The sequence below is a fragment of the Shewanella sp. 0m-8 genome (assembly GCF_052977265.1).
Genome location: NZ_JBRIMB010000006.1, coordinates 87670 through 98984 on the forward strand (window position 1 = coordinate 87670; position 11315 = coordinate 98984).

At 43.9% G+C, this 11315-nt stretch carries 13 protein-coding genes; 10 read left to right on the plus strand and 3 right to left on the minus strand.

The window, feature by feature from the left end:
- Window positions 1-254: 254 nt before the first annotated feature.
- Genes ACVBIO_RS04545 through ACVBIO_RS04565 form a run of 5 tightly spaced genes read left to right on the plus strand, consistent with a single transcriptional unit; the run spans window position 255 to window position 5122 of the window.
- Entirely contained in the window at window positions 255-530 is a 276-nt protein-coding gene (locus tag ACVBIO_RS04545) for a chaperone NapD (protein WP_447160901.1), read from the plus strand.
- Window positions 520-3003, plus strand: coding sequence for a nitrate reductase catalytic subunit NapA (gene napA / locus ACVBIO_RS04550; RefSeq protein ID WP_447160900.1), 2484 nt, complete (start codon window positions 520-522; stop codon window positions 3001-3003). The genes ACVBIO_RS04545 and napA overlap by 11 nt, the downstream gene beginning before the upstream one ends.
- Window positions 3004-3060: 57 nt before the next feature.
- Window positions 3061-3795: a ferredoxin-type protein NapG gene (gene napG / locus ACVBIO_RS04555; protein ID WP_447172086.1), complete on the plus strand. Its 735-nt coding sequence runs from the start codon at window positions 3061-3063 to the stop codon at window positions 3793-3795.
- The gene (gene napH, locus ACVBIO_RS04560; protein WP_447160898.1) at window positions 3792-4700 is read left to right on the plus strand and encodes a quinol dehydrogenase ferredoxin subunit NapH; all 909 of its coding nucleotides are present in this window, start codon (window positions 3792-3794) and stop codon (window positions 4698-4700) included. The genes napG and napH overlap by 4 nt, the downstream gene beginning before the upstream one ends.
- Complete coding sequence (locus ACVBIO_RS04565; RefSeq protein ID WP_447160897.1) at window positions 4697-5122, plus strand: nitrate reductase cytochrome c-type subunit; 426 nt, start codon at window positions 4697-4699, stop codon at window positions 5120-5122. Before napH ends, ACVBIO_RS04565 begins: the two co-directional genes overlap by 4 nt.
- A gap of 85 nt (window positions 5123-5207) precedes the next feature.
- On the opposite strand, the gene ACVBIO_RS04570 is transcribed toward ACVBIO_RS04565, so the two are convergent.
- A complete protein-coding gene (locus tag ACVBIO_RS04570) occupies window positions 5208-6086 on the minus strand; it encodes a universal stress protein (RefSeq protein ID WP_447160896.1) in 879 nt (292 codons plus the stop codon).
- A gap of 230 nt (window positions 6087-6316) precedes the next feature.
- Here ACVBIO_RS04570 and ACVBIO_RS04575 point away from each other — a divergent pair, with 230 nt between their 5' ends.
- Window positions 6317-6577, plus strand: coding sequence for a DUF5062 family protein (locus tag ACVBIO_RS04575; protein WP_447160895.1), 261 nt, complete (start codon window positions 6317-6319; stop codon window positions 6575-6577).
- A gap of 134 nt (window positions 6578-6711) precedes the next feature.
- Complete coding sequence (locus ACVBIO_RS04580; protein WP_447160894.1) at window positions 6712-6927, plus strand: TIGR02450 family Trp-rich protein; 216 nt, start codon at window positions 6712-6714, stop codon at window positions 6925-6927.
- Window positions 6928-6958: 31 nt separating this feature from the next.
- On the opposite strand, the gene ACVBIO_RS04585 is transcribed toward ACVBIO_RS04580, so the two are convergent.
- Window positions 6959-7099: a hypothetical protein gene (locus tag ACVBIO_RS04585; RefSeq protein ID WP_447160893.1), complete on the minus strand. Its 141-nt coding sequence runs from the start codon at window positions 7097-7099 to the stop codon at window positions 6959-6961.
- Window positions 7100-7215: 116 nt separating this feature from the next.
- Between ACVBIO_RS04585 and ACVBIO_RS04590 the strand changes: the two genes are divergently transcribed.
- Complete coding sequence (locus ACVBIO_RS04590; RefSeq protein WP_447160892.1) at window positions 7216-8127, plus strand: LysR family transcriptional regulator; 912 nt, start codon at window positions 7216-7218, stop codon at window positions 8125-8127.
- Window positions 8128-8129: 2 nt separating this feature from the next.
- Here the strand turns inward: ACVBIO_RS04590 and ACVBIO_RS04595 are convergent, their stop codons facing one another.
- On the minus strand, window positions 8130-9083 hold the full coding sequence (locus ACVBIO_RS04595) for a diguanylate cyclase domain-containing protein (protein ID WP_447170001.1): 954 nt from the start codon (window positions 9081-9083) through the stop codon (window positions 8130-8132).
- 222 nt (window positions 9084-9305) lie between these two features.
- Between ACVBIO_RS04595 and glf the strand changes: the two genes are divergently transcribed.
- Window positions 9306-10451, plus strand: a complete 1146-nt coding sequence (gene glf / locus ACVBIO_RS04600) for a UDP-galactopyranose mutase (RefSeq protein ID WP_447160891.1) — start codon at window positions 9306-9308, stop codon at window positions 10449-10451.
- A 23-nt stretch (window positions 10452-10474) separates the two neighbouring features.
- Window positions 10475-11290, plus strand: a complete 816-nt coding sequence (locus tag ACVBIO_RS04605) for a hypothetical protein (RefSeq protein ID WP_447164508.1) — start codon at window positions 10475-10477, stop codon at window positions 11288-11290.
- Window positions 11291-11315: the final 25 nt, after the last annotated feature.

Here is an 11315-nt window from a genome sequence, read left to right on the forward strand (position 1 = left end):
TATTTTGAGTTTTTAATGTAGCGCAAGCTAACATTTCGTATGGATGAAATTCAAACAAGCCTATAGTGTTTAATGGTAAATTTGCGAACTAGATCACCATCAAAAAGTTGATCTTTGTCGACAAAAAACCTCAATACCCCTTGTGAGGTATACCCACAAAATATATGAGGTCTAGACTCGATATCAACCTTGGTAGATAGCAACTGCACTACTTAAAGAACAGCGTTATTTACCCCATTATAAAAGGTAACAAGATGAGCCAAGAATTTCATATTACCAGTCTAGTGGTGCATGCCGCGCCCCATGCTGTGACAGAGATTAAGAGCAAAATATCTGCTCTAACAGGCACCGAAATACATGCCGTTACTGACGAAGGCAAGTTTGTGGTCACCGTTGAAGGTGAGACCCAGCGTGCCATCCTCGATAGCGTTGAAGCAATAAACGCCTTAGAAGGCGTTATTAATAGCAGTCTGATTTATCACCAAGTCGATCCAGTTGAAGAGAAGAGTGAGGAACACCATGAGCATTAGCCGTCGCGAGTTTCTAAAAGCCAACGCCGCCGTTGCAGCTGCAACAGCCGTCGGTGCGACTCTGCCAGTTAAGATAGTTGAAGCTGCAGAGCAAAAAGATAGCATCAAGTGGGACAAAGCACCTTGCCGTTTTTGTGGCGTGGGTTGTAGCGTTCTCGTGGGTACAGATAATGGCAAAGTCGTTGCCACTAAAGGTGATCCAGAAAGCCCTGTGAACAAAGGCCTTAACTGTATTAAAGGCTACTTCCTTTCTAAGATCATGTACGGCAAAGATCGCCTTACTACACCGCTTTTGCGCATGACAGATGGTCAATATGATAAAGAAGGCGAATTCACACCAATCAGCTGGGATAGCGCGTTTGATATCATGGCTGAGAAGTGGAAGCACACCCTTAACACCAAAGGGCCTACCGCTATTGGTATGTTTGGTTCTGGCCAATGGACAGTTTGGGAAGGTTATGCTGCCTCTAAACTACACAAAGCGGGTTTCTTAACTAACAACATCGACCCTAATGCCCGTCACTGTATGGCATCTGCGGTTGTTGGCTTTATGCGTACATTTGGTATTGATGAGCCTATGGGTTGTTATGATGACTTAGAAGCCGCTGATCAGTTTGTGCTTTGGGGCGCCAACATGGCTGAAATGCACCCAATCTTGTGGGCTCGCCTATCAGATCGTCGTCTGAGCAGCCCAACAAGTCGCGTACACGTATTATCAACTTACGAAAATCGTAGCTTCGATTTAGCCGATAACGCCATGGTTTTCCGTCCACAGTCTGACCTAGTTATTCTTAACTATATTGCTAACTACATCATTCAAAACGATGCGGTAAACAAAGACTTCGTTAATAAGCACACTAAGTTTGCTCTAGGTACAACGGATATCGGTTACGGTCTTCGTCCAGAGCATCCATTAGAGCAAAAAGCGAAAAACCCAGGTAATGGTAAGTTTGCGCCAATCAGCTTTGATGAGTACGCCAAGTTTGTGAGCACCTACACGCTTGAATACGCAGCCCAAATGAGTGGTGTAGAGCCAGAAAAGCTAGAGCTTATGGCTAAAGCGTACGCCGATCCAAACGTGAAAATGATGAGTTTGTGGACCATGGGGATCAACCAGCACACACGTGGTGTTTGGGCGAACAACATGCTGTACAACATTCACTTGCTAACCGGAAAAATTTCAACGCCGGGTAACAGCCCGTTCTCACTAACAGGCCAACCGTCTGCTTGTGGTACTGCGCGTGAAGTAGGTACGTTTGCACACCGTTTACCTGCCGATATGGTGGTAGCAAACCCTAAACACCGTGAAATAGCTGAAAAACTGTGGCAATTACCAGAGGGCACTATTCCGCCAAAGCCTGGTTTCCACGCTGTATTGCAAAGCCGTATGCTTAAAGATGGCAAGCTGAACTGTTACTGGACTATGTGTACCAATAACATGCAAGCCGGTCCAAACATTAACGATGAAATGTACCCTGGTTTCCGTAATCCTGAAAACTTCATTGTCGTGTCTGACCCCTATCCGACGGTTACAGCTATGGCGGCGGACTTGATTCTACCAACCGCAATGTGGGTAGAAAAAGAAGGCGCTTATGGTAATGCTGAACGTCGTACTCACATGTGGCACCAGCAAGTTAAAGCACCTGAAGGCGCAAAATCTGACTTGTGGCAGCTAATGGAGTTTTCAAAGCGCTTTAAAGTATCTGAAGTATGGCCCGCTGAGCTGATTGCTAAGAAGCCTGAGTACGCTGACAAGACACTTTACGACGTACTTTATGCTAACGGCGTTGTGGACAAGTTCCCTGCTTCTGAATGTAAATCTGAGCTAAATGATGAGTCTGATGCATTTGGTTTCTACGTACAAAAAGGACTATTTGAAGAATATGCCCAGTTTGGTCGCGGCCATGCACACGACTTAGCGGACTTTGATACTTATCATGAAAACCGTGGTGCACGTTGGCCCGTGGTGAATGGCAAAGAAACCCTACGCCGTTTCGTTGAAGGTAGCGATCCTTATGTTAAGGCTGGTGAAGGCTTTAACTTCTACGGTAAGCCAGACGGTAAAGCGGTTATTTTCGCCCTCCCCTTTGAGCCTGCAGCAGAGGAACCAAACGAAGAATATGATATCTGGTTATCAACCGGCCGTGTACTTGAGCATTGGCACACAGGTTCGATGACAGCTCGCGTGCCAGAGCTTTATCGCGCCTACCCAGATGCACAAATCTTTATGCATCCTGAGGATGCTAAAGCACGTGGTCTAAAGCGTGGTGATGAAGTGATTGTGGCTTCACCTCGTGGTGAAGTGAAAACCCGTGTTGAAACTAAAGGCCGCAACAAACCACCAAGAGGCGTGGCATTTATGCCATTCTTCGATGCGCGCCAGCTGGTCAACAAGTTAATACTTGATGCGACGGATCCGCTGTCAAAAGAGACAGACTTCAAGAAGTGTCCAGTTAAAGTGATGAAAGCGTAAGTCTTTCACAAACAAATTTAACTTAATCGCTTGAGCAAAGCGGAGAAAAGGCAGCAAATGAGTACGGTCAATCAAAGTAAGTTCAAAGCAAAAGGCGTTAATCGCCGTCAGTTTTTAGCCACCACGGCAAAAGCAGGCTGTGCGATGAGCTTACTAGGAATGGGATTAACGGCAGTTGCAAAACAATCAACTCAATTAGACCCCTTCGCGATTAGACCGCCAGGAGCATTAAGTGAAGATGATTTTCTCTCGGCCTGTGTGCGTTGTGGTTTATGTGTAGAAGCTTGCCCTTACGACACCCTCAAACTCGCTCGCTGGTTTGAGGGTGCGCCAACGGGCACGCCTTACTTTACTGCGCGCAAAATACCCTGTGAGATGTGTGAAGATATCCCCTGTGTTAAGGCCTGCCCTTCGGGTTCGCTTGATCACAATTTAACGGATATTGAAGACGCTAAAATGGGAATTGCGGTACTTATCGATGAGAAAAATTGCCTGAACTTTAAAGGGCTACGTTGCGATGTTTGTTACCGGGTTTGCCCGCTAATTGATGACGCTATCACCCTTAATATGCAACACAATGCCCGTAGTGGTCATCACGCCATGTTTTTACCTACAGTCAACAGCGATAGCTGTACAGGCTGCGGTAAATGCGAACATGCTTGCGTGCTAGAGCAAGCTGCGATCAAAGTGTTACCGACTCATGTTGCTTTAGGTAAAACGGCAGCACACGATACATATATCAATACAGAATCCACCACACTTGAGATGTTAAACAAGAGGCTTGCATTATGAGCCAACCACTAAAGCAAAAACCGACAACACATGGTTTTGCGAAGGCGGCAATTAAAGAGCTAGGATGGTGGCGTGCCCACAAATTCCTATTTCTTCGCCGCCTAAGCCAAGTCAGTGTCTTTGCACTGTTTGCCATTAGTCCTTTGTTAGCACCTTTATTAGGATTGTGGTTGCTTAAAGGCAACCTCTCTACCAGTGAAGCCTTAGGTGTGGTGCCTTTATCTGATCCACTTACCACCTTGCAGGTGTTGCTGACAGGGCATCTACCCGAGCTTAGCCTCATACTCGGTGCCGCCATTATTGCTTTGTTTTATGCAGTGCTAGGCGGGCGAGTATTTTGCAGCTGGGTCTGTCCCGTGAACATAGTGACAGATCTTGCAAGCTGGTTACGACGCAAACTGAACTTGCCGCGTACAACGCAGATGCCTAGAAACTTACGTTACTATCTGCTAGCACTTGTGCTCGTTCTGCCAGTCCTTACAGGCCTTACAGTATGGGAATGGGTTAACCCTGTACCTATTTTGTATCGCGCCGCATTGTTTAGCGCTGGCAGCGGTTTATGGATCTTAGCAGCTATCTTCTTACTGGATCTATTTATCAGTGAAAGAGCATGGTGCGGACACTTGTGCCCAACAGGTGCACTCTTTGGCCTACTCGGCAAAGTCAGTCCGGTAAAGGTATCTGCCGTCAATGCAAAAGCGTGTGACAACTGTATGGATTGCTTTGTTGTATGCCCTGAAAGACAGGTCTTAAAACCTGCACTTAAAGGAAAACAACCTATGATAATCAGCAGTGATTGCACTCAATGTGGCCGATGTATCGATGTTTGTGCTCAACGCGTTTTCCAGTTTAAAAATCGAAAATATCAAAATCGAATTGCCCTAAAGGCGGAGAACACCCAATGAAAAAACTACTCACCTTAGCTGCGCTAGTGATGGCGCTTAGTGCTTGCACTGGTCAGCAAGCGAACACTCAAGCAGAGCCGGTAAACATCAGCTCACTTGGTAAGTCTGAGATCACAGATATTCGAGCCGCCGACCCAGCGCCGCTTTATCCAAAGCGTGGAAAATCTATCGAGCGTACTTTTGTACACCAGCCGCCGATGATCCCACACAAGGCAGATTATCCAATCACGCTAAAGAGAAATGGATGTATCAGTTGTCACAGCCCTGCTAAAGCTAAACGTATGAAAGCGACTGCAGTGGACCCATCGCATATGTTAGCTGATGGCAAACTAAACAACGAATATTACAACTGTACTCAGTGTCATACGCCACAAGCAGAAAACAAGCAGCATTTAGTTGAAAACGAGTTTTCAACTCAGTAAGTACTGAGCTGTTTTCACGGCTAATACTCATTGGTATATCGCATTTAAAAACCACCTTAACCTAGGTGGTTTTTTTATGTGAGCTTTACGTTAGAGGTTGCAAAACACCTTCACGCGCAGGCACGATAAGTACATTACTGCGAATACGGTTGAGTATTGATTCTGCCATATTTCCCACCACATAAGCATAAACGCCCTGACGCTGAACCGCGCCAAGCACTAAATAACGCACCTTATGCTTACAGGCTAATTGATAAATACACAGATCCGGTTCACCCACAGTAATATGGATACATTTAGGGTCAATATTGAGCTCATCAAACAATTCTTGATGTGTTTCCCGAGCTTTTCTTATCATTCCATGGATGTCGACAATTTCCATATCGTGGATCACCTGCGGCAATCGAATAACAAATGCAAGATGTAGCTCGCAGCTTGTGGCCTCAGCCAAAGCAACAGCCTGGCGAATAACGGCATGATTTAATTGTTTCTTTATCGTTTTGCTACTACCAAGATCTAACGCCATCATCACAGTATTATTGTTCTGTAGCGGATTATCCGTTAACAGCATTAATGGTATTCGGGTATGACGAATAAGACTCCAGTCCAATGGAAGATAATGATCAACGTGATGCACTCCTTTAACCATTAAATCGAAACCATGTCGCTTAGAGTGATGACATGCATGTTCTGACAGATCTTTACTCCACACACTATGGGCTGGCGTGTCTGCGGCATCGATACACTCTAACTCTTGCTCAACTTTCGCCATGCGCTGCTTCATCACATGTTTTTGCGCCACGGCAACAAACTTGGGATTGTAATACTCAGCATTACCAAAGTATTCAAAACTATAGGCAAATACCTCAGCACGCTTTCCTAGCACTCTAGCAAGTTCTATCCCCGCCGATATTGCGTTGACATGGGCCTCTTCTCTTTGGGAAATAATAAATACTTTGTCCATCGCTATCTCCGGTTACAACAACCTAGTATTAGCTTAGACAAATTTAATTGTTAATGCCGTGAAAACTGAATGATTGATGACCTAGGTCAAATGGTAAAAGGCGATGATAAATAAAAATAAAACATCAAAGTTAGTCGCGTTTTACCTATAAGAATCTGAAAGATAACTATTGCCTTCGGCCTTATTTCAGGTAACGTTATAGCTACATCAATTGAAAAAAGAGCATTACTATGAAGTCAGGTAAGCACGATGCACAGCTACTCAAACTCGCGTTAGAAATTGGTGTTGGCTATGCCAAGAAAAGAGGCTTTGCCGATTTTGGTCAAGGGATCTCTCCCAAAGACAAAGTTGAATGTATCTATCGATTACTGGTGCAAGATAATCTGATCCAAGCATTATCAAAAGATAAAGAAGATGGCCCCAATATGAAGCACAAATTAGTATTATGGATCAGTCGTCAATTGCCAGCCAATCATGAGTTACTCAATTAACATCATCATTCATATATTCAGTTCTGTGCAGCTTATTGCAGCGCAGAACGCTTATTACAATCCCTCAACTCCTTTAGTATTATTTATGCATAGAGAGTGATCTTTATCCTACACTGCCAACGTAATTAATCGGTATGAATAGATTAAACCCAAAAAAGCTGCTTCATAGTAAATGGACAGCCATTAAACCTAAAGAAAAGCAGAAGCATTTTATGGTCACTAAGGTGGAGTTTGATGAAGAGGGGGAAGTCAGCTTGTGCATTATTGAAGCAGTGCTGACTCGCACCGAATATCAAATTAATTGGCGCGAGCTAATGCAGCAAAGAAATTGGAACTTTGGTTGGAAGTAAAACGGTTCTAGCAGTGATACTTTGCCTAGGATTAGCGCACCTTACTCTTGGTTTTTTGCGCAGAACATTGACGCTGACCAGAGTTGGCATTGAGTTTTTGTTTCTGTTCTTTATCTAATGGCTTGGCAGCTAAATAGAGTGCTTGAGCGAATAAACCTTGATATGCCTTCATTTTATTTCCTATTAATTGCAACAAAAATAGACACAACAGTGTGCTTGCGGTCAAAGTAATCCTTATCCTATTATTAGTAAAATGAATAATAACTATCAACTGGATTCCATAAAAGCATGAACGTACAAATTAAGAGCTTACACTGCTTTATTACGTTACTTGAGGTGGGAAATTACACCCGAGCTGCTGAAAAGTTACACCTCACTCAGCCGACACTGAGCAAGATGATCCAGCGTTTGGAGGAACACCTAGAACAACCTCTACTTATCCGAAATAACCAAAAAGTCATTGCTACAGAAGCAGGCAGAATGCTTGAAAGTACCGCGAAGCAGATAGTGGGACAATGGCATAGGTTACAAGAAGATTTAAACAACTTAAATGGATTACAAACAGGGCAGCTTCGCTTAGGGGTATGTCCTATGATGGGAGAGATGATCATCAATCTCTTATCAGAATATCGAAAACGCTTTCCAAAAATAGAGATTAGTATTGTCGAGCTCGGCGGATATGGTGCGGAGCAAGCTCTGCTTAATGACACGCTAGATCTAACCTTTACCGCATTACCTACAACTCATTCACACGAGTTTGATAGCCATAACCTCAAAGGCTATCCCCTACTTGCTTGTATTCCGAAAGAGCATTTGCTGGCAAAGTCCAGAGCCATTACCTGGTCAGCTATTGAGCCTCATCCTTTTATTCTCTATAACGATGATTTTTCTCTGTCAAAGCTTATCCATAGGCTAAGCCGTAAGGCCAATGTAGAGCTTAATATTGCCGCTCAGAGTGGCCAATGGGATTTTATCGCCGCGATGGTAGAGGCTAAGATGGGCATAGCCATATTACCTAAGCCAATTTGCGATAAAATCGCCTCAAAAGAACTGTTATACCGACCACTATCACCAGCGCTAACATGGGATTTAGCACTGATTTGGCGTAAGAACTTACCACTTACCCCCGCAGCTGAGAGTTTCATCAATTTAAGTCGGGAGCTCAGCCCTAATAATCAGCTCGGTATAACGCCTGTGTAGCGTCAAGCAAAACGGTAGCCGTTTTTTCCTTGGCGCTTTACCTCATACATTGCACGATCGGCTTGTTCATAGGCAAAGCTAAAAGATTGATCTGAAAATAAACTGATCCCGATACTCATCCCAATTGTCACATGCCTATTTTCGACCTCGATAGACCCCATAAAAGCACTCAAGATCCTGTCTGCTATACAAGCAAGTAATGCTTTATCACTAAACTCAAACAGCACAACAAACTCATCACCTCCAAGCCTTGCGATTACTTGGGACTCTTGCACCTGCAGCTGCAGCATTTCTGCGATTTTAATTAGTAAGCTATCGCCAAACTTATGTCCATAGCGGTCGTTGTTAGCCTTAAAGTCATCTAAATCGATAAACATTAAGGCACCCTTTATTGAAGATTGACGCGAGCTATTAAACACCTCAATGATAGCTTGTCGATTGAACAGCTCAGTTAAAGGATCGCGATGAGCAAGCTTAGCTAACTCCTGCTCGTAGCGTTTCTCTTTCGTTATATCAACATGCGTCCCCATGATCCGTAATGGTTCCCCTCTCAAGCCAAATTCAATCACCCGCCCACGATCTGATACCCAAGTTACCGAGCCATCTTTATGCAACATTCTATGGGTCACATCGTAGGAGTCAGTTCTCCCCTTGATATGATCATCAAAGTTAGCGATCACCCAATCACGATCTTCTGGATGAAGATTACCTTTCCAGCTATCGATATGGGCTGCCAGATCATCTATGGTGTAACCGAGCAGTGACCCCCACTCCATATTAAACATGGTTAAATTACCGCTGGGAATATGCTGCTCCCACAAACACAAGCCGGTTCCATCTAACGCAGCATTGAGCTTTTGCTGTAAGACTTTATTTTGTTCACGTAACGAGGCATTTTCTTGTTCTATTAACGCGTTTTCAGCTGTTAACTTTGCCAGTATTTTGTCTTTATCTATCGAGGTCGTAATAATCCTCTCCTAGGTGTCCACTGATTAGCTTTAGCGGTTTTAAACCTACACCAACCCACGACAATAACAAGTCTGCAACATAAAAACATAACACCCCATCCCCGTATACATCCCACGCCACTTTTTATTTTCGAAGCGATAAATCTTACTCACATCAGGTTTGAGTCATGTAAACTTACCCCAAGTTAACTGATAGCTAATGCTGAATATATGATACTTAAGATCGGAATCGCTGGAGCGGGGTTCTCTGGTGCTGTTATTGCCAATGAGCTCGCCAAAGCTGGCCACCAAATAACAGTATTTGAACCTCGCAAACACATTGCTGGTAACTGCTACTCTTCAAGAGATCCTCATAGCAATGTAATGCTGCACCACTTTGGCCCTCATATTTTCCACACAGATAAAGCGCACATTTGGAACTATGTCACCCAACTTGGGCAAATGATGCCATTTACCAATAGAGTGAAGGCTATGAGCCAAGGGCAGGTTTACTCATTGCCAATTAATCTGCATACAATAAATCAGTTTTTTAATGCGCGGATGTCACCCGCTGAAGCTGAGCAATTTATTGCTAAACAAGCAGATAGCAGCATTATCGAACCACAGAATTTTGAACAACAAGCGCAAAAAATGATTGGTGAATCGCTGTACCAAGCTTTTTTTAAATACTACACCATTAAGCAGTGGGGACGTTCACCAGATACGCTACCTGCGAGTATTTTAAAACGGCTGCCTGTTAGATTTAATTACGATGATAATTATTTTAACCACCCATTTCAGGGAATGCCGATTGAGGGCTATACCCCCTTAATAGAAAAGTTACTCGATCACCCTAACATTGCACTGCAACTCGATTCGGCCTTTTGCGCCACAATGAAATCCGAGTACGATCATGTTTTTTTCTCAGGGCCGTTAGATGCGTATTTTGATTTTAAGCTCGGTAGACTCCCCTATCGAACCTTAGACTTTGATAAAGAAACCCATGAAGGGGACTATCAAGGCAATGCTGTTATTAACTATTGCGATAATAGCCAAGCCTATACACGGATCAGTGAGCATAAGCACTTTACCCCTTGGGAGACACACTCAAGAACAGTGATTTTTAAAGAGTACAGCCGCGAAGCAACCGCAGATGACACTCCCTATTATCCAGTGAGGCTTAGTGAAGATAACACCTTACTTGAGCGCTATATCCAACTGGCTAAACAAGAAAAAAATATCACCTTTGTCGGTCGATTAGGCACTTATCGCTACTTAGATATGGACGTGACAATTGATGAAGCATTGACGGCCAGCCAAGTGTTCCTAAATACACTCGCAACCAAACAAACCATGCCAGCTTTTACTGCGCAATAGCGACATTTATAGAGCCATTTGATATGAAAAAATACTTAGTCATTGCCCGTGTAGGCGATAACTCCCTGCATCCGCATTGGTTAGAAAATGCAGTCCCTAATTTTGACTTATTCTTAAGTTACTTTGGCGATAAGCCTAATCATTACCAAGCTGAAGCGACTTATTATGAGCAAGTAAAAGGTGGCAAGTGGCCAATAATCCATAAGCTCGTTGAAGCCAACTGGGCGATCATATCGCAATATGATGCAGTCTGGTTACCCGATGATGACATCATGACTGACGCTAATACTATCAATAAGATGTTCAGTCTTTTTGATGGTTTTGGCTTAGCGCTGGCACAACCGGCACTGACCATGGATTCTTACTTCTCGCACTCAAGCTTATTGCGTCAACCACACTCAGTTTTGCGCTACAGTAATTTTGTAGAGGTGATGGTGCCCGTTTTTTCGGCCAGTGCGTTGATCACCCTAAAAGAGAGTTTGGGCCAAAGTCCATCTGGGTGGGGACTCGATGCCCTGTGGCCTCACCTTATTGCTAATACTGACTTCAAACGTATCGCCGTTATTGATGCAACGCCCGTTATTCACACTCGTCCAGTCGGTGGTGAGCTGTATAAACTTAACCCTGAGTTATCACCAGAGAAAGACGCGCTGCAGCTACAAAGCTTATACCCGCAGTTCAATATCTGTCGTCGTCATGGGCCAAATAAATTTAAAGTTTATAGTCAGATCTCGCAATCCAGCCAGTGTTCCTCAATCTTGGCGAGCATAAGAGGAAAATATCAAAGAGTCATTGCCAAACACAGAGCTAAAAAGCACGCCAAATTTAACCATAGTTAAAGTGGAAGCCCCGACAACCGTGTAC